The following is a 22,328-nucleotide window of genomic DNA, read 5'->3' on the forward strand; positions in this document are numbered from 1 at the left end:
TGAGCGGCCGGCTCCGCCTCGCGCAGGCGGGTACCGGCCGGGTGGACACCGTCGAGCAGCTCGTCCCGCGAAGTCGCGGCGACCCGTACGCCTAGCTCGTCCGGAATCGGGTATCCGCAAGGAAATCCCGAGGTGCGGATGAGGAGTTCTGATGGCTCAGACGGTCGGTGACCACCTGCTCCAGCGGTTGCGTGAATGGGGTGTGCAGCAGGTCTTCGGCTACCCGGGGGACGGCATCAACGGGATCGTCGCCTCGTTCGGGAAAGCGGACAACCAGCCGCGGTTCGTGCAGACCCGGCACGAGGAGATGGCCGCCTTCGCCGCGGTCGGCTACGCGAAGTTCAGCGGACAGGCCGGCGTCTGCATGGCCACCTCCGGCCCCGGCGCGATCCACCTGCTCAACGGGCTCTACGACGCCAAACTCGACCACGTCCCGGTGGTCGCGATCGTCGGGCAGACCGCACGCAGTGCGATGGGCGGCAGCTACCAGCAGGAAGTCGATCTGCAGTCGCTGTACAAGGATGTCGCGGCCGAATACCTGGTCGAGGTCAACGTCTCCGAACAGCTGCCGAACGCGCTCGACCGGGCGATCCGCTCGGCACAGGCCTCGCGCAGCCCGACCGCGCTGATCATCCCGGCAGATCTGCAGGAAGAGCAGTACCACCCGCCGCAGCACGTGTTCAAGCACGTGCCCTCCAGCCCGCCGGGCACCGAATGGTCCTGCCCGGTCCCGTCGGACCGGGCACTGGATGCGGCCGCGGACGTGCTCAACGCCGGGGAGAAGGTCGCCGTCCTCGTCGGGCAAGGTGCCCGCGCCGCCGCCGCCGAAGTCCGCGAACTGGCCGAGACCACCGGCGCCGGAGTCGCGAAAGCGCTGCTGGGCAAGGACGTGCTGTCCGACGACCTGCCCTACGTCACCGGCGCGATCGGACTGCTCGGCACCCGCCCCAGCTACGAGCTGATGCGCGATTGCGACACTCTGCTCATCGTCGGCGCCAACTTCCCCTACAGCCAGTTCCTGCCGGATTTCGAACAGGCCCGCGCAGTGCAGATCGACCTCGACGGCCGGTTCATCGGCATGCGCTACCCCACCAAGGTCAACCTCGTCGGCGACGCGTCGGCCACGCTGCGCGCCCTGCTGCCCAAGCTGACCCGGAAAACCGACCGTTCGTGGCGCGAGACGATCGAGAAGAACACCGCCGGCTGGTGGGAAACCGTCGAACGCGAGGCCTCCGTCGAGGCCGAGCCGGTGAACCCGATGGCCGTCGTGTCCGAACTGTCCCGCCGGATCCCGGACAACGCCATCGTCACCGCGGACTCCGGTTCCGCCACCAACTGGTACGCCCGCAACCTCCGCATCCGCGGGACCATCCGCAGCTCCCTGTCCGGCACCCTGGCCAGCATGGGCCCCGCTGTGCCCTACGCCATCGGCGCCAAATTCGCGCACCCGGACCGGCCGGTGATCGCGCTCGTCGGCGACGGCGCCATGCAGATGAACGGAATGGCCGAGCTGATCACCATCACCCGCTACCGGCACCTGTGGAGCGACCCGCGCTGCGTGATCTGCGTGTTCCACAACAACGACCTCAACCAGGTCACCTGGGAACTCCGCGCGATGGGCAGCGCACCGAAATTCGAAGAATCCCAAAGCCTGCCCGAGGTCGACTACGCCGGCTTCGCCCGCACACTGGGCCTGACCGCAGTCACCGTCGACGAACCCGGCCGGCTCGGCCCGGCCTGGGACACCGTCCTCAACGCCGACGGCCCAGCCGTGCTCGACGTGCGCTGTGACCCGGAGGTCCCGCCGATCCCGCCGCACGCCACCTTCGAACAAATGAAATCCGCCGCCGAAGCGGTGCTCAAAGGCGATCCGGACGCACTGCACCTCGTCGCACAAGGCATCAAGACGAAAATGCAAGAGTTTCTGCCCGGCAAGAACAACTGACCACCGGCCGGGAGTAACCTGGGACCGTGCCGATCGAGCAGTCCTTCGTGGAAGTGGCCGAAGGGCTGGTGCCCCTGCTGCGCGAGCACGCGGTCGAGGCGGACCGGACCGGCGACCTGCCGGACGTCGTCGCGGACGCGATCCGCGCCCGCGGTCTCACGAACCTGGAAGTACCGGCGTCCGACGGCGGCCGGGGTGCGGACATCGCGACGGCTTTCGAGGTCCACCGCACGCTCGCGCACGGCTGCAGCTCCACTGCGTGGGTCACGATGATCCTTTCCGGCAGCGGTCTGCTCGCCTCGGCCTTGCCCGGCGAAGCGCGGCGAGAGGTGTGGGGCAGCGAGCCGGATGCGGCAGTCGCGAGCAGCCTGCCGCAGTGCGGCACCGCCGGCAACGTCGAGGGCGGGATCACGGTGACCGGACGGTGGACCCCGGTGTCCGGCGTGCGGCACGCCCGGTGGCTGGTGCTCGCCGCGCGGCGGGACGGTACCGCGCCGGTCCTCGCGGTGCTGCCGATCAAAGAGGGGACCGTCGAACGCACCTGGGACACGATCGGGCTCCGGGCGACCCGCAGCGACACGGTCGTGCTGCACGACGTATTCGTCCCCGCGTCCCGGGTGTTGCCGATCACCGCGCTGGAGACCGGTTCCCCCGGTGGCCGGCCGTTCCTGCCGGCCGCCCACGTCGTGCTGTCCGCGCCGTTGCTCGGCATGGCCGAGGCCGCACTGGAGCACACCACTACCTGGCTGGCACAACGGCAGCCCCCGGCGGAGTCGGTGCGAACCCTGGCCAGGGCCGCCGGTGCGGTCGAGAGTGCGGGAGTCCTCCTGCGGGCGCTGGCCGGGGAGCTCGACCGTGCGCCCGGTCCGGACGCGGCCGCACGGGCCCGGGTCCGGCTGCTCGTCGCACGCGCAGCGGCAGAGCTGCGCGAAGCGGTTTCCCTGAGCCTGGCGGTGTTCGGCAGCCAGGGCCCGGTGCGGCAGAACCCGGTCGAGCGAATCCGGCGGGACTTCGAGACGGCCTTTACGCACATCCTGCTGTCCATGGACAAGGCGCTCGACGAATACGGTCCGCTGCTGCTGCCCGCTCGGGACTCCAGCGGAACTTCGTGATCAGGTCCGGCCGGAGTGCCGGGCCGCTTTCCGCAGCCCGATACGGGGCGGAAAACCCCGGTGGACGGCCACCCGGGCCGGTTCGCAGAGGTTTGCGCGCACCGCCCGAGCGCACCCGCGGGCACTTCGTCCATCAGGCACAATGGCGCCCTGCTATAGTCCGCCAGAATTGTTTCCCCGATTCCGAGGAGGAATCACCATCATGGCTCAGAAGGTTCTCGTCCGGATGGTCGACGACCTGGACGGCTCCGAGGCCAGCCAGACCGTCCCCTTCGGACTCGACGGCGTCACCTATGAGATCGACCTCTCGGACGACAACGCCGGCAATCTGCGCGACGACCTCGCCGCCTACATCGCGGCCGCCCGCCGGGTCGGTGGCCGCAAGACCACCGGACCGCGCAGCAGCACCGCACCCACCCAGGCGGACCGCGAACGGTCCCGTGCGATCAGGGCGTGGGCCATCGACAACGGCTGGGCGGTCTCGGAGCGCGGCCGGATCCCCAGCGAGGTGGCCGCCGCATACGACGAGGCCCAGCAGCAGCCGGAAAAGCCCCGGCGCAAGCGCAGCACGAAGAAGGCCGCCGCGAAGTAACCGGACCCGAAGAACACCGCCCGGTGTTCTTCGGCCTCCAGCCACCACGAGAGTGGGGCGCCGGGAATCATCCCGACGCCCCACTTTCGCATTTTGGCCCGGCAACCGCCGGACGGTGCGCCGGGTGTCCGCGACGGCCGGCCGATGCCTCGAACACCGGTGACGCCTGCGGCACCGGACTCACCGCCGGAGGTGCGTGCGGCGGTCCGGCTGTTTCGCACGTACTTGTGCATGATCGCGCTTTCCCGATCTGCTGTCCTTTGTGGATTTTCCGGCGGGAACGGGCCGCCGCCGAGGCACATCCGGAGCGCAACGTCGGCGGCAATTCGACGCCGCGCCGTCCGCCGGACCAGCGGAGAGAACAAGTATTTTTGCTGCCTCCGCCGACGTTTACTACCTCCGGGTAGCGGGTACCGACAGCGTTTTTCGCGGCACCGAGCCCCACTCACCCGTTCAGGGGAGACGGGCCATCCACTGCGCCCCCGGCACCGAATGCGGAATGTCCACGAAGGATCCATCCCGCCGCCGGGAACGCGGTGGCGGGCCACGTCCGCCGTACGCGCGCGGGCGGGAAGGAGCTCATCCGTGTTTGGCAAACGCTATGCCGCGTCGATGATCAACCGGAGCGCGGAAAACGACCAGGATCGCCGCCGCTTCCTGCGGGCGGCCGGGATGACCGGGCTCGGGGTCGTCGGCGCCGGTGCGCTCGGCGGCCTCACCGCCGGCACCGCCTCGGCCGCGGCACTGCGCCACGCAGCACCCGTGGCCCGCGAGCAGGAGGCCGCCGAGGTCAGTGACGGCGCGGTCCTCAATTTCGCGCTCAACCTCGAGTACCTCGAAGCGGAGTTCTACCTGCACGCCGTCACCGGCAAGGGGTTGCCGGACTCGATGGCGACCGGCACCGGCAACCAGGGCGGTGTGACCGGTGGCCGCGCGGTGCGATTCGAGACCAAGGCCACCCGCCAGTTCGCCAGGGAGATCGCCGGCGACGAACAAGCACACGTCGCTTTCCTGCGCAGTGCGCTCGGTGCCGCGGCGGTGTCCCGCCCGCAGATCGATCTGCAGGCCAGTTTCACCGCCGCCGCCCAGGCCGCCGGAATCGTGAAAAAGGGCCACAGCTTCGACGCCTTCGCCTGCGAGGAGAACTTCTTGCTCGCCGCGTACCTGTTCGAAGACGTCGGGGTCACCGCCTACAAGGGAGCCGCCCCGCTGATCACCAACAAGACCTACCTCGAAGCCGCCGCGGGCATCCTCGCCGTGGAGGCCTATCACGCCGGCACCGTCCGCAGCGCCCTCTACCAGCGCGGCGGCGGGCTCCTCGGCAGCGGTCTGCTCGGCTCCGACCTGCGCGAGGCCTCGGTCAAACTCTCCGACGCCCGCGACAGCCTCGACGGCCCTGCCGACGACGACCAAGGCGTGGTCGACGCACACGGCAACGCCAACATCGTGCCCGCCGACGCCAACGGCGTCGCCTACAGCCGCTCGCCGGGCCAAGTCCTCAACATCGTCTACCTGACCCCGAAGGCAGCCACCTCCGGCGGATTCTTCCCCAAGGGTGTCAACGGAGAGGTCAACGCCAGCGCCGCCAACGGCTGACGGATCCCGTGCGGCCGGGCCGTCCGCACGGACGGTCCGGCCGCACCCGCATCACCAGCCGGTCAGGACCAAGTGGTTGACCAGCAGTGCGGTGCCGGCCTGCGCGGCGAGCCACCATCGCCGGGATCCCGGGCGGAGCAGTGCCGTGGCGGGCAGCAGCCACACCCCGAAGGGCAGCCAGATGCGCTCCACCTCGGCCTTGGACATACCGGACACGTCGGCGAGCAGTACCGCCAGCGCAGCGGCGAAAACGAGCAGCACCACCGGATCGTGCAGCAGCGTGCGCACCGGCCGGGTGCGCACCGCGCCGGTCACGGTGCGGCGCAGCGCAGCCACCACGGCCGGTCCGCACGCGATCGCGAACGCGGCGAGATCGGCCCACACCCAGTAGGAATAGGGCCGCAGGTGCGCGATGCCCTGGTAGTAGCGCTGGACCAGCAGGTGGTAACCGTCGAGCCACCAGAACCCGGCCACCGCGAACGCGCCGACCACCAGCAGTGCAGCGGCCGCGGCAATCAGCGCGGTCCGCCACTGCCGCCCGGCGATCAGGACGGCGACCGCGACCAGGCCGAGCAGGACCAGCCCGTAGGAGAGGAAAATCCCGAACCCCAGCACCAGCCCGCCGGCCACGGCGGCGAGCGGGGCGGAGCGGCGACCGTGCGTGAAGGCTGCGACGGAGAGTGCCAGCAGGGCGATCCCGGTCGCCGTGACGCCGGCGAACAGCCCGTCCGCGGAAGCACCGATCCAGACCGCGCCGGGGAGGAGCACCGCGAACGGGAGGACGGCGCGGGCCGCATCGGGCCGGCCGAGCAGTGCGAGGGTGGCCGGGACCGCCACCGCGACCAGGCTGCCCACCACCACGCACGCGGCGGCGGCCCAGGCGCCTCCGCCCAGCCCGATGCGGTCGAGCCAGACGAAAACCAGCGTCGCGCCCGGTGGGTGGCCCGCGACGTGGGTGGTCCAGAAATGCGGGGCGCCCTCGAGGATCCGGGAGGAGAAGGACCGCAGCATCTCCGGGATGTCCGGGATGTTGGGGACCTCGTGCAGGTATTCGTTGTCGGTGGCGATCCGGGTGGTGAAACCGCGGACCCAGCCGTCGACCATGACCAGCGCCATCGTCCACCCGACGGTGGTGGCGTAGCCGAGCAGCAGCAGGCGCCGCCACGGTAGCCGCGCCGCCAACGCCGGGCCCCACAGCACGACAGCGGCGGCGAGGACGATCGCGAACGGGGTGCCGGGACCGACGTGGGGCAGCCAATCCCCGAACAGCGGCGGCGCGTAGGCGTAGATGACGACACCGGCGCCGGGGCGGTTGTAGGCCAGCCCCACGGTGGTGGCGGCACCGACGAGCCCGGCGGCCAGTACCACCGCGGCCACGTCCGCAAGATGACCCGACCGCTTGCCGCGCAAGCCCTCGCGCGGCTCGACTGAGGTACCGGACGTCATGCGGCCTCCGCGGACGGACGCAGGTCAGCGAAACAGCGATCCCGATCGTAGTGGACCTCGTGCACCCGGAGCCCGGCAGCGGCGGAGACGGCCGGCAGCGCCGGCAGGCCGAGCAATGCCCAGGGAAACCAGTGCCCGACGTGGCCGCGAGCGCGGTCGAAGAGCCGGGCGTTGCCGCGCCAGAGTTCGTGTCCGGACAGGGTGGTCTCCACGAGCAACCGGCCACCGGCGGTCAGGAGCCCACCGGCACGGCGCAGCAACCGGACGGGGTCGCCGCCGATGCCGACGTTGCCGTCCGCCAGCAGCACCGTATGCCAACGGCCTTCGTCGGGCAGCGCCTCGAACAGGTCACCGTGCACGGCAGGGGCGCCACGGGCCCGGCAGTGCGCGATGGCGACCGCGGAATTGTCCAAGCCCAGCACCGGAATTCCGCGGGTGACGAGTGCGGCGACGAGACGGCCGGGGCCGCAGCCGAGGTCGAGCGTGTGGCCATGGCAGCGGTCGAGCAGCCAGCGGTCGCCGCGACCGGCGGGACGGTGCCAGCGGCCGATCTGCAGCGGGACGACGCGCCAGTCGTCCAGCTGCAGCACCTGCGCGTCGCCGGTCAGCGCGGGGTCGAAATCCGTGCAGCTCATCGGACCTGCTCCACCGCGGCGGCGAACCGCGAACCGGGCAGACCCGCGGCCACGGTCCGCGCGATCGGCATCGTGTCCACATCGGCCAGTGCGGGCACGTCGGTGGTGCGCAGACCGTGCTCGGCCAATGCCTGCCTGGTGCGGGCGCCGGTGTCGGAACGGGACGTCGGCACCGGCGTGACAACCACTGCCCGGAGCGGATCGCGCAGGCCGAGCAGCCACCAGCCGCCGTCGTCGGCGGGGCCGAGCACGGCGTCGGTGCCCGGTTGCCGGAGCCGGTCGCGGCACTCGCCGAGCAGTCCGGCACTGATCTGCGGGGTGTCCATCCCGATCTGCAGCACCGGGGTGTCCGGGAAGAGCCCTGCGGTGTCGGCGTGCGCGGCGGCAATGCGCTCACCGAGGGACGCTCCGCGTTGCCCTACCACGGGAATCTCGCGCAGCAGGTGCTCGATGCCGGTGGCCGCCGGGTCCCCGGCCAGCGCGATCACCGGCTGGACCCCGGGAGTCGCCCGGACGGCGTCCATTGTGTCCAGTAGCGCGGCCGCGGCGATGCGTGCCGCCTGCTCGGGGGTCGCCGGTGGGCAGAGCCGGGTCTTCACCCGGCCCGGTACCGGCGCCTTGGCCAGCACGAGAACGACGGCGGCGGTCATCCGCGCACCACCACCTGCGCCATGTCGAGCGCGGCGCGGACCGTGCCACGCATCGAACCGGACACTTTGGACCGGCCGCCTGCCCGCGCCCGGTAGTCGACGTCGATCTCGGTGATCCGCCACTGCGCCCGTGCCGCGCGCAACAGCAGTTCAAGCGGGTAACCGAAGCCCCGGTCCTGCACATCCAGCGCGAGCAGCGCGTCTCGGCGCGCGACGCGGATGGCGGCGATATCGTGCACCGCGGCGCCACGCCGGCGCAGCAGCCACGCGATGGACGCGTTGGCCGCCCGTGCATGCCACGGCTGGACTCCGCGCCCCTGCGGCCGGCGCCGGCCGACCGCCAGGTCCGCCGTACCCTCCGCAACCGGGCGCAGCAGCACTGGCAACGCCGCCGGATCCAGTGACCCGTCGGCGTCCAGCACGGCCACGTACTCCCGCTGTGCTCCCTGGATACCTGCGTGCACTGCGGCTCCGTACCCGCGCCGTGGCTCGGTGAGCACGCGTGCGCCGTGCGCTCGTGCCACCTCCGCGGTGCGGTCGGTCGACCCGTTGTCCACCACCACCGGGTGACAGCCGGGCGGCAGCGCCGCGAGCACCGCCGGCACCGTGTCCTCCTCGTCGAGGCACGGCAGGATGACGTCCAGCTCTGGCTTCATACCTGGCCTTCGTTCCCGGTCCGCCGGTGGATGGGTGAGGCCGGCGGAAAATCCTTGAGTTTGAAGGTCTTTCCGGCGGGAAACACTAGGTCGACCCGTGTTCGCGACCGGATGAGGTGTGCCAGACGATGCCCGCGGCGTCCAGCGCAGTACCGGTGGTCCGGTCATCGGTGACCACCCGGACAGTGCACCGCGTACCAGGCGGGTACCGGCTTGCCTCCGCCATCGCCGCCACGATCGCGGCGCGGTCCGCGACGCAGCCTCGCACGTCCAGGACCACGACCCCGCAGCAGAGTTCGACCGCTTCACCGAGTTCCGCGGCCAACGCCGGAACGTCCGCCCCGGTCAGCCACCCGGTGGCCGCGACGGTGATCCTGCGGTCCGCGACCAGCGTGCGGATCCGGATCCGCCGCCCTGCTCTCGCGGGCGGCCGGAGTACCTCGACTGCGCTCATTTCGCCCCCTGCCCGCGGATCGAATTTCGCCAGGGGTTCCCTTCTTACGGACTGCTTACACACGGGGACCGGGTGAAGCCGGTGCGGCTAGCGTGGGCGGGCATGCGACAACGAGCCGCGCTGGCGGCAATCACCCTGCTGGCCACGGCGTGCAGTGCACCCGATCCGCCACCCACCACCCCCGCAGCCGGGCCGCCGCCCGCGGCCGAACCGGCCAAGGCACCGCCGGCCGGCACTGCACCGTCCGGAACGGTGGTACCGGCCGGCGCCGCGGCCGAGGGCATCGTCGCCGACGGGGTCACCCACCGCGTCGCGGTCGGCGTGCGCGATCCGGACGGCCTTGCCCTGCTCGACAGCACAACCGGGCGGGTCACCGGGAAAGTGCCGTTGCCCGGCCATCTGCGGCACCTGCAGCTCGCCGCACCCGGTGGGCCGGTACTGGTCCCCGACGAGAACTCCGACCGGCTGCTCACCGTCGACCTGCCGTCCGGGCAGATCACCGGCGACGTGCGAACCGGCGCCTCCCCGCACGATGCCACGCGTGCCGCCAACGGCCGGATGTTCTCGGCCAACGAGTTCGGCCGCAGCGTCGCGGTCACCGAGAACGGCACAGTGGTGCACACCTTCACCGACGTGACCCAGCCCGCCGGGCTCGCCGCCGCGGGAAATCTGGTCGGACTGGTCGACGTGCGGCAGAACGACCTGTCCGTCTACGACGCGGCCACCCTCACCCGCACCGCCCGGCTTCCGGCCGGGGCCGGCCCCACCCACGTCACAGTGGACCGTCGCGGGCACTTCGCGGTAATCGACACCCGTGGCAACGCGGTCCGGTTCTTCGACCCCGCCGCGCCCGCGCACGCACTGACCAGCCTGGCGCTGCCCGGCACCCCGTACGGCACCGCCTACGACGCGACCCGCGATCGCCTGTGGGTCACGCTGACCGCGAAGAACCAGCTCGTGGGCATCGACCTCGCCGGCACAACGCCGAAGGTGTTCACCACAGTGGCGACCGTGCGTCAGCCGAACACCGTCGCGGTGGATCCCACGACCGGAACCTGTTACGTCACCGGAACCGCCGACGGAACCGTGGAAATCGTCAACCCCGGCTGAGGCGTCCCTTGTGGACGCCAGAGCACGGAAGCGGGAGGAGGACCCGGATGCCGGAAGACCACGAGCCGGAGTACGGCTTCCCCGCGCGGCTGTGGCGGGCGCTCGCACGGCATCGTCCCGGTGGCCCGTTTTCCGCCCGTGCGTGGCGAAGTCCCCTCCGCGGGCCGTGGCTCACCTCGGTTTTCGGTTCGGTGCTGCTGGTCGGCCTCCCGGTCGTGATCATCACCGGGCTGTTGTCCTACGCCGCCTACAGCCCGCAGTTCGGACAGGCCTTCCCCGCCGACGTGGGCTGGCTGCGGCTGCCGCTGTTCAGCTGGCCCGCCGGTCCCTCGTGGCTCTACCGGCTGACCCAGGGACTGCACGTCGGGCTCGGGCTGGTGCTGATCCCGGTGGTGCTGGCGAAACTCTGGTCGGTCGTGCCGAAGCTGTTCACCTGGCCACCGGCCCGTTCCGCAGCGCAGGCGCTGGAACGGCTCTCGCTGCTGCTGCTGGTCGGCGGGATCCTGTTCGAGATCGCCACCGGCGTGCTCAACATCCAGTACGACTACCTCTTCGGCTTCAGCTTCTACACCGCGCACTACTACGGTGCCTGGGTGTTCACCGGCGCGTTCGCGGTGCACGTCGCACTCAAACTCCCGCGGATGGTGCACGCGCTGCGTTCGCGTTCCCTGCGGGCCGAACTGCGCACCCGCCGTGCCGACACCACACCGGAACCGTCCGAACCGGACGGTCTCGCGCCGAGCGCTCCCACGGCACCGACGGTCAGCCGACGAGGAGCACTCGCGCTGGTCGGTGGCGGATCGGCACTGGTGTTCGTGCTGACCGCCGGACAGACGATCGGCGGAGTGGCCCGCGAGACCGCGCTGCTCGTGCCCCGCGGACGCGAACCCGGCGAGGGCCCGAACGGTTTCCAGATCAACCGCACCGCCCGCGCCGCGGCCATCACGCCCACCGCCACCGGATCGGGCTGGGCGCTGCGCCTCACCGGTGGCGACCGCCCGCGCAGCTTCGACCGCCCGGCGCTCGCCGCACTGCCGCAGCACACCGCCGAACTGCCCATCGCCTGCGTCGAAGGCTGGTCGACGACCCAGACCTGGACCGGGGTGCGGCTGCTCGACCTGGCCCGGCTCGCCGGCGTCCCCGAACCCGGCTCGGCACACGTGACCTCGCTCGAACGGGCCGGTGCGTTCGCGCAGGCTTTCTTGCAGGACAACCAGATCCGGCACCCGGACGCGCTGCTGGCACTGCGCGTCAACGGGGCCGACCTGAGTCTCGACCACGGCTACCCGGCCCGGGTGATCGTCCCCGCACTGCCCGGGGTCCACAACACCAAATGGGTTGCCGCCATCGACTTCCGGGCCGCCCGATGAACCGGCTCCTCGCGCCCGTCCGGCGGCTCTACGGGGCGCACCCGCTGCATCTGCTGATCCTGCTCGGCTGCTTCTTCCTCGCCGGTTACGCCGCGATCAACCTCTCCGCCGACGCGCAGTGGCCGTACATCGCACTGTGGTTCGCGGGTGCGGTGATCGCGCACGATTTCGTGCTGTTCCCGCTCTACGCCCTCGCCGACCGCCTGATCACCGGACGACGACGCCCCGAGCCGAAGCCCGGCCCACGCCGGATCGCGGTCGTCAACCACGTCCGGATCCCGTTGCTGGCTTCGGGATTGCTGCTGCTGTTGTTCTTCCCCGGGATCATCGCCCAGGGCAGCGACACGTTCACCGCGGCCACCGGACAGACCCAGGAACCGTTCCTCGCCCGCTGGCTGGTGCTCAGCGCCGGATTCTTCGCGCTGAGCGCGGTCCTGTACCTCGTTCGCACCCGCCGCGCCCGGGAGCGCCCGAAGCGAGGCGGGCGTCGACGGGTCAGTGGTGCTCGACGGTGATGTCCGCGGGGTCGAGGGTGCCGTCGGCGAGCTCGTGGGCGACGTCGGACAACCGCCGCTTCCGATCGTGAGCGTATTCGCGCAGCCGGCTGAATGCGTCGTGCATGTCGAGGGACAGCGCCTCGGCGAGAACCCCCTTCGCCTGCTCGATGACGGTGCGTTGCTGCAGCGTGGCTTCGAGCTGCTCGGCAAGCAGTTCGCCGCGGGCCGCGGCGCGCTGGTGCAGGATCCCGATCGTGGCGACGTCGGCAAGGGCCTGTCCCACCGCGACCGTGTCCGCGTCCAGTTCGATGGGCTCCTGGTTGAGCAGGGTCAGCGCGCCGATGGTCTGCTCCCGCAGCCGCATCGGCACCGCGGAGGCGGCCCGGAACCCGGACCCGAGCGCGGCCGGACTGAACCCGGGCCAGCGCGCCTGAGCGGTGTCCGCGCGCAGATCCGCGCAGGTGACCGGTTTCCCGCTGGCCACGCAGTCCAGACAGGGACCCTCGCGGGCCTGGGCGGCGAACAGCTCCACCAGATCGGCACGCTCGGAAGAACCGGCGGCGGGCCGCCAGCCCCCGCGCTGATCGGAGAGGATCACCCCGGCGGCGTCCACCGAGAGGTGCTCGACGGTGCGCTCGGCCAGCAGCGCGAGGAAGTCCAGCACGTCGAAATCGGCCACGAGGGTGTCGGCGAGCGTGACGAACGTGCGAGCCAGCCGTTGGTCCGGGGTGGTACTCATACCTCGCCCCTTTCTCCGCTGATCATCATGCAGAATCCTCCTCCGGCCGGAACCGTAGTGTCCGAGCGACGACCTGGCTGGCGACCAGTGCCAACGTCACTTCGTGGGCGTAGGCATAAGCGCGTATCCGCAACAGGGCCGCGTCGCTGGTGATGCCGAGCTGGACCTTCACCATGCCCACCGCCTGGTGGACCTCGATGTGGGAATCGGCAAGCCAGCTCAGGTCACTCGCCGCATGCCCGTCGAGCTGGTCGATCACCGCGTAGGTGGCCAGATCGGCCAGGATGAGTGCGTCGGTCACCTGCGTGCGGGACAACGGACCGGGCTGATCGCGGTAGAAGTCCAGCGAGCCGAGCCGTACGACCCCGACCTGCAGCGGGAACGAGAAGACCGCGGCCACCCCCAGTTCGGCCGCAGCCGGGCCGAACGCGGGCCACCGCCCGATGGCGGCGGCCAGATCCGGGATCAGCACCGGGCCACCCTGGGCGAAGGCGTCCAGACAGGGACCTTCACCGACGGTGAGCTGCAGATCTTCCAGACCGGCGCTGACCTCGTTACTGGCATGCACCAGCGCCCGGTGCGGACCGGTTCCCGCCCCGTCCCGGGTTTCGCTGAGCACGGTAGCGCCGGCCCCGGAAACCACCAGCTCCGCGACGCACAACGCGCAGATCCGGGACATCCGCTGTCCCTGGTCGGCCTTGCCTTCGGTGGACAGCAGGCCGAGGAACCGCTGCCGCCGGTCCGTCACCTCGACCACTCCCCATCACCCTGCCGCAGCCGATCCTAGGTCGTCGCGGTGCTGATCGCCGGATCGGGCGGTTCGTGCCGGGACTTGCCCTCGGTGGTCAGCCAGCGGGCGACGTCGACAAGCTTCACGTTGGTGTCCTGCGAACTGCGGACCAGCATCGCGAACGCGGCGTCGTCGCCGAGCCCGAACCGTTCCATCAGGATGCCCTTGGCCTGCCCGATCACATCGCGGGTCAGCAGCGCCTGATGCAGCTGCTCGGTCTCCTGCGCCCGGCCGAGTGCCTGCGCCGCGTGCGAGGCGAACAGGCTGCCCAGCATCTGCGACCGCTCGTCGAACCCGGCCCGCCGACCGGAGTACAAGTTGAGCGCACCGAGCGTGTCCTCGCTGGTGAAGAGCTGGAACGACAAGGTGCTGACCACCCCGGAGGCGAGCGCCTCCGGCGCGAACACCGGCCACCGGGTGGTTTCCCCGGCGAGATCGTCGACGGTCACCGTGTGCTGCTCCCACAGCGCGGTCACACACGGGCCTTGCTGGTGCTGCGCCTGCAGCCGGTCGATCCGCGCGACCATCTCGTCACTCGGCGCGTGCGAGGTCACCGTCCCGTCTCGGGCCAGCAGCAGCACGCCCGCCTGCTCGGCCCCCGGCACGGTCTGCACCGCACCGGCCACGATCAACTCCAGCACCTGCTCCGGCCCGCCGGACGAGCGGGCGCTCAGCCCGCGCGCCGCGTCCCCGAGCGCCTTGACGAGCCGCTGGCCCAGTTCGGTAGCCGGTTGTTCCTCCACCCTGCCAACTTCCCGCCGCACCGTCCCGCCGCGCCTTACGCGCACCATGGGAAGAGCAGCTCCACAGCCGAAAGATCACCATCCACCGTAACCCGCACCGAACCGGCCTGTCACCGAACCGTCCGCCGGCTGGGCCGCACCCGTTCCCGGCCGCTTGACAAAGGAATCGGCGCCTGCGAATCATTGATTTCACCTGCAGGCTGACAACGATGTCAGACGAGTACCGGGAGTGACGTGACCCAGTTGAACCGCAGGCAGTTCCTGTCCAGTGGGATCGCGATCGCAGGCGGTGGCGCGCTCGGTGCGTTCGGGATGCCCGGCACCGCAAGCGCTGCGCCGGGCGGCACCGCGGCCGGTCCGCCCCTGCACATCGACAGCCACGAGATCACCCGCGGCTGGACCTACGCCGCGGCCGACGGGACGGCGTTGTCCGGAGACCGGCTGGCCAGTGCGCAGCCGGTCGCCGGCCTGAAGCCGGCCGTCGTACCCGGCACGCCGCTCACCAGCATGATCGCCGGCGGCGAGTATCCCGATCCGCTGTACGGCCACATCGTCACCGACACGATCCCGGACACCCTCAAGGACACCGATTACTGGTACCGGGTCGCGTTCGACCTACCGCGGCGCATCCCCGGACAGCGGTTCTGGCTGCACTTCGGCGGCATCAACTACCTGGCGACCATCTGGCTCAACGGCACCGAAGTGGGCACCGTCGAAGGTGCCTTCACCCGCGGCGTCTTCGACGTCACGGAGATCGTGGCGAAGGCGGACGGCAAGGCGTACCTCGCCGTGCTGATCGGGAAACTGGACTACGCCGAGGCTCCGCTGAAACCGAGCTACGCCAGTGGTGTCACGCGCGGCGGGCGCAACGGCGGGCCGACCGGGATCACCCTGAAGAACGGGCCGACGTTCTTCTGCACCGCCGGCTGGGACTGGCTGCCCACCATCCCCGACCGGGACCTGGGGATCTGGCAACCGGTCAGCTGGTGCACCACCGGTCCGGTCCGGCTGGCCGACGTGCACGTCGATCCGACGCTGTCGCAAGACCTGCGCACCGCCGACGTTTCCCTCGGCCTCACCTTCGACAGCGCGTTCGGCTCGGCCAGAACCGTACTGTTGAAAGGATCCTTGGCCGGCCGTCGATTCGAGCACCCGGTCACCGTGGCGGCAGGCACCTCGTCGATCACGCTCACTCCGGCGGATCTGTCCACACTGCACCTGGACCGGCCGAAACTGTGGTGGCCCAACGGATACGGCGAGCCCTACCGCTATCGGCTCACGATCGGCGTCGAGTCCGGCGGGCAGGTCTGCGACGAGCGGACCGTGGACTTCGGCGTGCGGCGCATCGAGTACCGCAGACCGCTCGAATCGCCGGATGAGGGCACCGTGGACGCACTGGCGATCACCGTGAACAACCAGCCGATCCTGGTGATGGGCGGCAACTGGGGCCTGGACGAGGCGCTCAAGCGCATTCCGCGGGAGCGGCTCTTCGAGCAGGTGCGGATGCACCGCGAAGCCAACCTCAACCTGATCCGGAACTGGAACGGGCAGAGCAGCACCGAGGATTTCTTCGATGCCTGCGACGAAAACGGCATCCTGGTCTGGCAGGACTTCTTCTCCTCGACCGAAGGTCCCGGCCCGGCGGACGCCGACCGGGACCTGGCCAACATCCGCGACTGTATCGTCGCCTTCCGCAACCACCCGTCGATCCTGCTGTGGTGCGGCGGCAACGAGGGCCCACCGCCGCAGCCGATCATCGACGGGCTCGACGCGCTGGTCGCCGAACTCGATCCGAAACGGGCGGTGCTGACCAGTTCGGCCGAGGACACCGGCAAGGACCCGATCGCCGGGTACAGCTCGGGCGGCCCGTACCACTGGGTCACCCCGGAAACCCATTTCGCCGCAGGCGACGGCACGCACTGGCCGCCGTTCCACAACGAGGTCGGCTCGTATTCGATCCCGACGCTGGAATTCATCCGGAAAATGCTTCCCGAGCAGTCGTGGGAGCATCCGGACGATTTCTGGGCCGACCGGGACGTCAACGGCAACGGGGGCAACGACGGTGGCGCGGGCTACCTCGCACTCACCGCGAAGCGGTACGGCGAAGTGCGCAACCTCGCGGACTTCGCACGCAAATCGCAGCTGATGAACTACGAATGCATCAGGTCGATCTTCGAATCGCACGCCGCGAACATGGGCACTACCGCGCCGGGAAAGCCGTACCCGCGTACCGGCGTCATCATGTGGATGACCCATCCCGCGCAGCCCAGTTTCGTCTGGCAGATGTACAGCCACGACCTCGAGGCGCATTCGTCCTTCTACGCGGTTCAGCACGCGTGCCGGCGGATCAACGTAATCCTCGACAGCGCGAGCCTCGACGTGGTGGTGGCCAACCACACCGGAGCAGCCGTCGGCGGCACCGTCGCGGTCACGCTCTACGATCTGCACGGCACCGCGTTCGCCGACACGTCGTGGCAGGTGCCCGCGGCGAAACCGGCCGACCGCACCGTGGCCGGCAACCTCGCCGCACCACTGAAGACCTCGCCCACCGACATTGCCTTCGTCCGGATTTCTCTCACTGATCCACACGGTACGGAGCTCGTCCGCACCTTCTCCTGGGTGGAAAACCCGGCCCGGCCCAACGGATTCACCAGCCTCGACGACGCGGCACCAGCCGCGGTCTCGGTCGCCGCCACCGCACAGCACGGACGAGACGACCTCGAGCTGACCGCGGAAGTCACGAACATCGGCCGCGCCGTGGCGTTGACGGTGCACCTGCAGGTGTATGACACGCAGACCGGCGAACGCGTGCTGCCGGCAACGTTCAGCGACAACTACCTGAACCTGGCGGCCGGCGAATCGAGCACCGTCCGGGTAAGGCTGAGCGGCGAACAAGCCCGGCAGACCGGGAACCTCGGCATCCGGATCGACGGCTGGAAGATCGACCAGCCGGCCTCGCGGCTGCACGGCCGGGGAGTCGCCGTCACCTTCAACCAGCCGGCGCTCGCCACCCACCCGACGACCAAGACCTTTGCCGGATAAGGGATACCCTGGCTTGGCCAGAAGAACAGGGCCTGCTGACCAGCGCACGCTCCGACACCGGGCAGCGTCGCTATTCCGATGCCGCGGTCCGGCGCGGGTCGCTCATCCGACGGTTGTTGGACGCGGGGATGTCCGGCCGGGTGAGCGCGGCGGTGCTGCGGTGTGTGGACGTCCCTGGTGACCGGGTGTCGTCGAGAGGACGTTCACGTACCGGGCGGGGCTGTGCACGGCCCGGGACCGGTGGCACGGTCGGCCTGATGCTGTGACCTGCACCTCAGCCGGTTGCCCCTGACATCGGTGTGAGCGGTGAGGATGGCGGTGCAGCCCGGAAGCACCGGGCCGGTCATCCGGGAGGCGGCAGAAGATGGGGCAGGCGTGGGGTTTCGGCAGGTATGGCGGGCCTGAGGTGCAGGAGTTCTTCGATCGTCCCGATCCTGTGCCCGGTCGCGGCGAGGTGCTGATCCGGGTCACCGTGGCCGGTGTGAACCCTCTCGACCACGTGTTGCGCTCGGGTCTGGTTCCCGGGCTCGACAGCGGGCGTCCGTTTCCCCGTGTGCTGGGTATGGAGGCAGCCGGAACCGTGCTTGCCCTGGGGGAGGATGTCGATGGGCTTGCGGTGGGTGACGCGGTCTTCGGCTTCGCGCTCACCGGTGCCGGCACCTACGCCGAGACGACGGTGCTGTCCGCGCCGAACACCGCGCGGATCCCGGCCGGTCTGTCCGCGACCGTGGCGGCAACGTTGCCGGTGGCCGGGACGACCGCGGTGGATGCGCTCGACCAGCTCGGCCTCCCGGCCGGTGCGACGGTCCTGGTCAACGGGGTCGGGGGTGGGGTCGGCCTCGCCGTCGCCCGGCTGGCCATCGGGCGCGAGCTGCGTGTCGTCGGCACCGGGAGTGCCGCCAAACGCGAGCCTGCCGAAGCCATCGGGGTGCAGTTCATCGACTACACCGCCGAGAACGTCGTCACCGCGGCAGGCGAGCTGGTTCCCGACGGCTACGACGGGATCGTCGATCTGGTCGGCGGCACCTCGCTGCGGACGGTCGCTCCACTGGCCCGGGATCCCCGCACCGTCATCGCCGTCGGTGACATGTCCGTGCCCGACCTCGGTGGGCGTTTCGTCGAGCGCCGCCTCGACCGCGAGAACCTGGCACGGGCCGCCCAGCTCGCCCTCGACGGAGTCCTCGCCCCCGTAATCACCGCGGTCCACCCGCTCTCCGACGCCCCGGCCGCCCTCGCCACCGTCGAAAACGGTCACACCCCGGGCAAGGTCGTCATCAAGGTCGCCTGAGAACGACCCAGCCGACCGACATTGCGCAGCCGTCGTCCGATGAGCGACCCCGGTGGTGTCGGCGGCGATGCCGTCGGCGACGCCTTCACTCGCGGTGCCGAACACAGCGACCAGGATCGCGAGCCCGAGGCAGCCACCGAGCTGCTGCATCGCCTGGAGCATTCCGGACGCGGCACCGGAGTCCCGCGGGCGGACGGGGTGCCGGACGTAGCCGACGGTGAACAGGACGACGAGGACTCCGATCGGCACGTTCACGAACATCACCCAGCGCCAGCAGGCGAACGAGGTGCGCACTCCGCCCACGACCAGCCCGCGTCGTGACGGCGGCGCGGACGGCCTTCGGAGAGCGCGGCGGCGACGCATCGCTGGACGGCACCGCCCGCAGTGCAGGTGTCACGAACGCCACGCTCTACCGGCACTTCCCGACCCGCGATTCGCTTCTTGAAGCCGCACCGGGGTCAAGTCGAGGACATCGCCACGAAGGCACGCGAGCTGGTCGCGTCCATGCCGCCCATGGACGCCTTCATCGGGTGGCTCCACGCAATGACCGCACACATCGCGACCTACCTTGGACTCAAGGCGTTGCTTGCAACGGCCTTCCGCGATGACCATGGCGGGTTGAACTCGTGGTGTCACGAGGTCATGCTCGAAGCAGCGAACTCAGTCTTGCGCCCCGGGCAAGAAGCAGGCGACGTCAAGGAAGAAGCGGGCGCGCTCCTCAGCCTCATGATCGACGGCCTGCGCACCCGGTGAATCGGCCCACGCTCCGGCGGGCGCATCGCCACTGGCGATCTGAGCCCGGCAACTGACACGCCCCAATCCCCGCCTCCGCCGTGCAGTGCCAGACGAAACCGACGCAGCCATGCGGGCACGGCACGGTGCGGTCAGTCGCGTTGAAGTCTCCCGTCGCTCGGCCGGCCCGCGCGGTCTGTGCCGGAGCGTCCGGCCGAGCAAGGAAAAGGGGAGCCATGACCGGCCGGAACCCGGCCGATCGCGACAAAAGCGGCTCGTAGAGCCACGTCTTGTCCGGCCGTGTCGGCGCCGCCGGCCCCTGCACGGCCTCGCGCACGGGAGCGAACTTCGCGTCCGACGGTGCGTTGAGGAGGCCGTCGCGGCTGCCGAACGCCCGGAACAGCGTCCCCTTCGACAACGTTCGCGTGCGCGAGACCGGCGACGAAACCAGCATCGGGGGCGACGGCCGCCACCGCGGTGGCGGTCAGGTGACGCATTCCCGGGATTGTATGAAACCGCTGACCCTCTCGAAGCAACGGCTGAACCGCACTGGCACGCCGCGGGTCGCGGCGTGCCAGTGCGGTTCAGCCGGGGAGAGCGCTACTTCGCGACCTGCGAGGTGATCCGCTCGATGGTCTGTGCGGCGAGATCGGGGGCGTCGGTGTAGATGTAGTGCCCGCTGTTGGGTGCGGTGATCGCTTCGCTGTGGCTGGACAGCGCGAGCCACTTGCGCTGTCCAGCCACCCACGCCTGCTCCAGGCCCTTGCCGTACTGCGGGATGTCCGAGAGGTACGAACCTCCGTGCCGGATCACGGCCACCGGGATGTCGCCCGCGGATTGCACCGGCCCGTCCTCGAACCGGAGCAGCTCCGGGTTCTCCCCGCCGAAGACCGCGATGCTCTGCTTGCGCAGCTCACCGGCATCGCCGGTGGCGGACTCGGGGATCTGCTCGCTCGTGTCGGCGATCATCGTCGAGGGGGTGGCGTCCATCAGCACCACGCCCTTGATCCGGTCCTGGTGCTCCGGCGCGTAGCGAGCCGCGAGCAGCCCGCCCGCCGAATGCCCGGCCAGCACGACCGGACGGCGCCCGGCGACCTGGTCCAGTACGCCGGTCAGGATTTCCCCGCTGCTGCCCACGTTCTGCGGCCCCGCCGGTTTGTCGCTCTTGCCCTCGCCGAGCCGGTCGTAGGAGCAGACCCGGTTGTCCCGGCTCAGCGTCTTCTGCAGGCCGGCCAGTTTGGTCAGATCGTCACCCATGCCCGCCATCAGCACGACGACCGGCCGGTCCGGCACGTCGGTGCCCGTGCAGGACACGTTCACCGAATGACCGCCGACGGTGATCTTCTTGGCGTCCGCGGGTGCATCCTGCCCGTTCTGGTTGCTCTGCTGCACCGAGGGCGCCGGGGCGCCCAGGTCATCGTCGTCTCCGACGGCGTCGTCACAGCCGGCCAGCACTCCCCCGCCCACGATGGCCAGCAGTGCCACTGCAGCAGATGCCTTGGTCATGCGAAACACAGTGCCTCCAAGAAGAATTGTTCGACAGCGGGGTTCCCGCGATCCGAAGTGCCGCGGCTGTCTCGAAGATTACGGAGACAACGGCCAGGAATCGTCCCCGCACAGTGGACACTTGCACGTAGCTCCCACGGGGGACGGCACGCCCTCGTCCCGCACCCGGAGCCGGCGGCACCCTCTTCGAACAGTCCTCCGGCCGCGCAGAACCTGCATCCGGCGAGGTTAGTGCGACTTTTTATCGCTTTAGCGTGCTACCGTCTCGGCCATGTTGCGTAGCGATCACCCTCATGCGAAGTGGCTGAGCGAGCTCTACGGCAGCGGGATCGACCACGGCGTCCCTCCTGTCGAGGAGGTACTGCAGAAGTTCTCCCCGGAATTCGTCATCCACACCGGCGGCGTCCGGCTCGCCACGTCCGGCGGGCGCGCGTTGCTTGCGGACTACGCGCGGCGCCGGAGAGAACTCGGCCACCCGTTGCCGTCGAAGATCCACCAGGTGCTCGCCGACGACCACTTCGGCATCGTCTACGCCGAATTCCGCGCCGAGCGCGCCGGAACGGTGATGGCGGGCCCCGGAATGGGAGCGTGGCGGTTCGAGGACGGATTGGCGGTCGAGCACTGGGAAATGCCGGACGGGCCACAGTGGGACGAGTTCTACCGCGAGCTCGTCCCACCGCACCACTAGCCGCGGGCGCACCCCGCGTGCGCCACGATCCCTTGCGCCGCAAGCGATTGCCGCAGTCGAGACACTGCTACCGCCGGGCGGTCTCCCGGATTCCGGCCAGTACCACGTCGGTGACCTGCTCCGCGACCGCGCGGGTGAAGGGGCGGACGCCGCGGCTCAGGTAAAGGTGCACCGGACTGCAGAGCAGCTCGCCGAAGAAGTAGACGTCGACCGGGGGAAGTTCGCCCCGTTCGACGGCCGCGTCCACCCTCGTCCGCATGATCGCCAGGCGTTGCTCGAAGACCGCCGCGACTGCCCGCGCCACACTCGGGGTCTGCTGGCCGGTGTGTGCGGCACTCTGCAGCGCGCGGCCGGTCGGCGAGTCGATGCAGGCGGCCAGCTCCACCAGGAACTCGACCAGATCCCGGCGCAGGTCGCCGGTGTCGGCGAGGACGGCCGTCTCCGCGGCGTACCGCCGCAGCGCCTCGCTGACCAGCGTTTCCCGCTCCGGCCAGTTCCGGTAGACGCTCGACTTGTGCACCCCGGCCAGTTCGGCCAGCTCGTCGTAACGCAGGCCCGCCAGGCCGTGTTTGCCGACGAGCTGCACCGTCGCGTCCATGATCCGCTCCCGCACGCGGGCGGTGCGCCCGCCCGGTCGCGGGACCGCCGGTCGCCTCGGCACGGTGTCCGCCATCTGCCCTTCACTCCTCGCTTCACTCGTGAGGTGATTCTCCGTCAGCTCCCCTGCCTGCCGCGGC

The 22,328-nt window shown here is 70.3% G+C and carries 24 protein-coding genes; 14 read left to right on the forward strand and 10 right to left on the reverse strand.

The genetic code is table 11. The features are described 5' to 3' along the window. The first annotated feature begins 151 nt into the window (after positions 1 to 151). The 4 genes from ABD793_RS16465 (at position 152) to ABD793_RS16480 (ending at position 5,245) form a co-directional block, all read left to right on the forward strand. Complete coding sequence (locus ABD793_RS16465) at positions 152 to 1,945, forward strand: thiamine pyrophosphate-requiring protein (protein ID WP_344860714.1); 1,794 nt, start codon at positions 152 to 154, stop codon at positions 1,943 to 1,945. Positions 1,946 to 1,971: 26 nt separating this feature from the next. Further along, positions 1,972 to 3,057: an acyl-CoA dehydrogenase family protein gene (locus ABD793_RS16470; RefSeq protein WP_344860716.1), complete on the forward strand. Its 1,086-nt coding sequence runs from the start codon at positions 1,972 to 1,974 to the stop codon at positions 3,055 to 3,057. A gap of 202 nt (positions 3,058 to 3,259) precedes the next feature. Continuing rightward, positions 3,260 to 3,649 (forward strand): histone-like nucleoid-structuring protein Lsr2, encoded by a 390-nt coding sequence (locus ABD793_RS16475; RefSeq protein ID WP_344860718.1) that lies wholly within the window; start codon positions 3,260 to 3,262, stop codon positions 3,647 to 3,649. A gap of 585 nt (positions 3,650 to 4,234) precedes the next feature. Then, a complete protein-coding gene (locus tag ABD793_RS16480; protein WP_344860720.1) occupies positions 4,235 to 5,245 on the forward strand; it encodes a ferritin-like domain-containing protein in 1,011 nt (336 codons plus the stop codon). Between the two features lie 51 nt (positions 5,246 to 5,296). On the opposite strand, the gene ABD793_RS16485 is transcribed toward ABD793_RS16480, so the two are convergent. The 5 genes from ABD793_RS16485 to ABD793_RS16505 form a co-directional block, all read right to left on the reverse strand. Further along, on the reverse strand, positions 5,297 to 6,691 hold the full coding sequence (locus ABD793_RS16485; protein WP_344860722.1) for a hypothetical protein: 1,395 nt from the start codon (positions 6,689 to 6,691) through the stop codon (positions 5,297 to 5,299). Beyond that, the gene (locus tag ABD793_RS16490) at positions 6,688 to 7,326 is read right to left on the reverse strand and encodes a class I SAM-dependent methyltransferase (protein ID WP_344860724.1); all 639 of its coding nucleotides are present in this window, start codon (positions 7,324 to 7,326) and stop codon (positions 6,688 to 6,690) included. Before ABD793_RS16490 ends, ABD793_RS16485 begins: the two co-directional genes overlap by 4 nt. Then, entirely contained in the window at positions 7,323 to 7,976 is a 654-nt protein-coding gene (locus ABD793_RS16495; protein ID WP_344860726.1) for a TIGR04282 family arsenosugar biosynthesis glycosyltransferase, read from the reverse strand. The genes ABD793_RS16490 and ABD793_RS16495 overlap by 4 nt, the downstream gene beginning before the upstream one ends. Then, entirely contained in the window at positions 7,973 to 8,632 is a 660-nt protein-coding gene (locus tag ABD793_RS16500) for a glycosyltransferase family 2 protein (protein WP_344860728.1), read from the reverse strand. Before ABD793_RS16500 ends, ABD793_RS16495 begins: the two co-directional genes overlap by 4 nt. A gap of 85 nt (positions 8,633 to 8,717) precedes the next feature. Beyond that, complete coding sequence (locus tag ABD793_RS16505; RefSeq protein WP_344860730.1) at positions 8,718 to 9,086, reverse strand: hypothetical protein; 369 nt, start codon at positions 9,084 to 9,086, stop codon at positions 8,718 to 8,720. A 102-nt stretch (positions 9,087 to 9,188) separates the two neighbouring features. On the opposite strand from ABD793_RS16505, the gene ABD793_RS16510 reads away from it, so the two are divergent. The 3 genes from ABD793_RS16510 to ABD793_RS16520 are packed head-to-tail and all read left to right on the forward strand — an operon-like array spanning position 9,189 to position 12,081. Next, the gene (locus ABD793_RS16510; protein ID WP_344860732.1) at positions 9,189 to 10,196 is read left to right on the forward strand and encodes a YncE family protein; all 1,008 of its coding nucleotides are present in this window, start codon (positions 9,189 to 9,191) and stop codon (positions 10,194 to 10,196) included. Positions 10,197 to 10,243: 47 nt separating this feature from the next. Further along, a complete protein-coding gene (locus ABD793_RS16515) occupies positions 10,244 to 11,566 on the forward strand; it encodes a molybdopterin-dependent oxidoreductase (RefSeq protein ID WP_344860734.1) in 1,323 nt (440 codons plus the stop codon). Continuing rightward, a complete protein-coding gene (locus tag ABD793_RS16520; RefSeq protein ID WP_344860736.1) occupies positions 11,563 to 12,081 on the forward strand; it encodes a hypothetical protein in 519 nt (172 codons plus the stop codon). Before ABD793_RS16515 ends, ABD793_RS16520 begins: the two co-directional genes overlap by 4 nt. Here ABD793_RS16520 and ABD793_RS16525 read toward each other — a convergent pair. The 3 genes from ABD793_RS16525 to ABD793_RS16535 are packed head-to-tail and all read right to left on the reverse strand — an operon-like array spanning position 12,062 to position 14,335. Beyond that, the gene (locus tag ABD793_RS16525) at positions 12,062 to 12,802 is read right to left on the reverse strand and encodes an ANTAR domain-containing protein (RefSeq protein ID WP_344860738.1); all 741 of its coding nucleotides are present in this window, start codon (positions 12,800 to 12,802) and stop codon (positions 12,062 to 12,064) included. The two genes, ABD793_RS16520 and ABD793_RS16525, sit on opposite strands and share 20 nt — an antisense overlap. A 25-nt stretch (positions 12,803 to 12,827) precedes the next feature. Beyond that, positions 12,828 to 13,559, reverse strand: a complete 732-nt coding sequence (locus ABD793_RS16530; RefSeq protein WP_344860740.1) for a GAF domain-containing protein — start codon at positions 13,557 to 13,559, stop codon at positions 12,828 to 12,830. A gap of 26 nt (positions 13,560 to 13,585) precedes the next feature. Continuing rightward, positions 13,586 to 14,335 (reverse strand): GAF and ANTAR domain-containing protein, encoded by a 750-nt coding sequence (locus ABD793_RS16535; RefSeq protein ID WP_344860742.1) that lies wholly within the window; start codon positions 14,333 to 14,335, stop codon positions 13,586 to 13,588. Between the two features lie 234 nt (positions 14,336 to 14,569). Between ABD793_RS16535 and ABD793_RS16540 the strand changes: the two genes are divergently transcribed. The 6 genes from ABD793_RS16540 to ABD793_RS16565 all read left to right on the forward strand — a co-directional run bounded on the left by ABD793_RS16540 (position 14,570) and on the right by ABD793_RS16565 (position 19,418). After that, positions 14,570 to 17,377 (forward strand): glycoside hydrolase family 2 protein, encoded by a 2,808-nt coding sequence (locus tag ABD793_RS16540; protein ID WP_344860744.1) that lies wholly within the window; start codon positions 14,570 to 14,572, stop codon positions 17,375 to 17,377. A 32-nt stretch (positions 17,378 to 17,409) separates the two neighbouring features. Continuing rightward, positions 17,410 to 17,643, forward strand: coding sequence for a MerR family transcriptional regulator (locus ABD793_RS16545; protein ID WP_425548712.1), 234 nt, complete (start codon positions 17,410 to 17,412; stop codon positions 17,641 to 17,643). A gap of 98 nt (positions 17,644 to 17,741) precedes the next feature. After that, positions 17,742 to 18,665, forward strand: a complete 924-nt coding sequence (locus ABD793_RS16550) for an NADP-dependent oxidoreductase (RefSeq protein ID WP_344860746.1) — start codon at positions 17,742 to 17,744, stop codon at positions 18,663 to 18,665. A gap of 39 nt (positions 18,666 to 18,704) precedes the next feature. Then, the gene (locus ABD793_RS16555) at positions 18,705 to 18,986 is read left to right on the forward strand and encodes a hypothetical protein (protein WP_344860748.1); all 282 of its coding nucleotides are present in this window, start codon (positions 18,705 to 18,707) and stop codon (positions 18,984 to 18,986) included. Continuing rightward, the gene (locus tag ABD793_RS16560; RefSeq protein WP_344860750.1) at positions 18,983 to 19,273 is read left to right on the forward strand and encodes a helix-turn-helix domain-containing protein; all 291 of its coding nucleotides are present in this window, start codon (positions 18,983 to 18,985) and stop codon (positions 19,271 to 19,273) included. Before ABD793_RS16555 ends, ABD793_RS16560 begins: the two co-directional genes overlap by 4 nt. Next, a complete protein-coding gene (locus ABD793_RS16565) occupies positions 19,179 to 19,418 on the forward strand; it encodes an SbtR family transcriptional regulator (protein WP_344860752.1) in 240 nt (79 codons plus the stop codon). Before ABD793_RS16560 ends, ABD793_RS16565 begins: the two co-directional genes overlap by 95 nt. 579 nt (positions 19,419 to 19,997) lie before the next feature. On the opposite strand, the gene ABD793_RS16575 is transcribed toward ABD793_RS16565, so the two are convergent. Further along, the gene (locus tag ABD793_RS16575; RefSeq protein ID WP_344860754.1) at positions 19,998 to 20,903 is read right to left on the reverse strand and encodes an alpha/beta fold hydrolase; all 906 of its coding nucleotides are present in this window, start codon (positions 20,901 to 20,903) and stop codon (positions 19,998 to 20,000) included. Between the two features lie 271 nt (positions 20,904 to 21,174). Here ABD793_RS16575 and ABD793_RS16580 point away from each other — a divergent pair, with 271 nt between their 5' ends. Then, positions 21,175 to 21,591, forward strand: coding sequence for a nuclear transport factor 2 family protein (locus ABD793_RS16580; protein WP_344860756.1), 417 nt, complete (start codon positions 21,175 to 21,177; stop codon positions 21,589 to 21,591). Positions 21,592 to 21,658: 67 nt separating this feature from the next. On the opposite strand, the gene ABD793_RS16585 is transcribed toward ABD793_RS16580, so the two are convergent. Then, positions 21,659 to 22,264 carry a TetR/AcrR family transcriptional regulator gene (locus ABD793_RS16585; RefSeq protein ID WP_344860758.1) on the reverse strand — a complete coding sequence of 202 codons (606 nt, stop codon included), beginning with the start codon at positions 22,262 to 22,264 and terminating at the stop codon, positions 21,659 to 21,661. Positions 22,265 to 22,328: the final 64 nt, after the last annotated feature.

The sequence above is a fragment of the Amycolatopsis ultiminotia genome (assembly GCF_039536925.1).
In the GTDB taxonomy this organism is placed as follows: domain Bacteria; phylum Actinomycetota; class Actinomycetes; order Mycobacteriales; family Pseudonocardiaceae; genus Amycolatopsis; species Amycolatopsis ultiminotia.

Bases quoted from the DNA above. Each gene is read 5' to 3' on its own strand.
- ABD793_RS16465 (WP_344860714.1), top strand. From the start codon at position 152: ATGGCTCAGACGGTCGGTGACCACCTGCTCCAGCGGTTGCGTGAATGG.
- ABD793_RS16475 (WP_344860718.1), top strand. From the start codon at position 3,260: ATGGCTCAGAAGGTTCTCGTCCGGATGGTCGACGACCTGGACGGCTCC.
- ABD793_RS16485 (WP_344860722.1), bottom strand. From the start codon at position 6,691: ATGACGTCCGGTACCTCAGTCGAGCCGCGCGAGGGCTTGCGCGGCAAG.
- ABD793_RS16490 (WP_344860724.1), bottom strand. From the start codon at position 7,326: ATGAGCTGCACGGATTTCGACCCCGCGCTGACCGGCGACGCGCAGGTG.
- ABD793_RS16495 (WP_344860726.1), bottom strand. From the start codon at position 7,976: ATGACCGCCGCCGTCGTTCTCGTGCTGGCCAAGGCGCCGGTACCGGGC.
- ABD793_RS16500 (WP_344860728.1), bottom strand. From the start codon at position 8,632: ATGAAGCCAGAGCTGGACGTCATCCTGCCGTGCCTCGACGAGGAGGAC.
- ABD793_RS16505 (WP_344860730.1), bottom strand. From the start codon at position 9,086: ATGAGCGCAGTCGAGGTACTCCGGCCGCCCGCGAGAGCAGGGCGGCGG.
- ABD793_RS16510 (WP_344860732.1), top strand. From the start codon at position 9,189: ATGCGACAACGAGCCGCGCTGGCGGCAATCACCCTGCTGGCCACGGCG.
- ABD793_RS16515 (WP_344860734.1), top strand. From the start codon at position 10,244: ATGCCGGAAGACCACGAGCCGGAGTACGGCTTCCCCGCGCGGCTGTGG.
- ABD793_RS16520 (WP_344860736.1), top strand. From the start codon at position 11,563: ATGAACCGGCTCCTCGCGCCCGTCCGGCGGCTCTACGGGGCGCACCCG.
- ABD793_RS16525 (WP_344860738.1), bottom strand. From the start codon at position 12,802: ATGAGTACCACCCCGGACCAACGGCTGGCTCGCACGTTCGTCACGCTC.
- ABD793_RS16550 (WP_344860746.1), top strand. From the start codon at position 17,742: ATGGGGCAGGCGTGGGGTTTCGGCAGGTATGGCGGGCCTGAGGTGCAG.
- ABD793_RS16555 (WP_344860748.1), top strand. From the start codon at position 18,705: ATGAGCGACCCCGGTGGTGTCGGCGGCGATGCCGTCGGCGACGCCTTC.
- ABD793_RS16565 (WP_344860752.1), top strand. From the start codon at position 19,179: ATGGACGCCTTCATCGGGTGGCTCCACGCAATGACCGCACACATCGCG.
- ABD793_RS16575 (WP_344860754.1), bottom strand. From the start codon at position 20,903: ATGACCAAGGCATCTGCTGCAGTGGCACTGCTGGCCATCGTGGGCGGG.
- ABD793_RS16580 (WP_344860756.1), top strand. From the start codon at position 21,175: ATGTTGCGTAGCGATCACCCTCATGCGAAGTGGCTGAGCGAGCTCTAC.
- ABD793_RS16585 (WP_344860758.1), bottom strand. From the start codon at position 22,264: ATGGCGGACACCGTGCCGAGGCGACCGGCGGTCCCGCGACCGGGCGGG.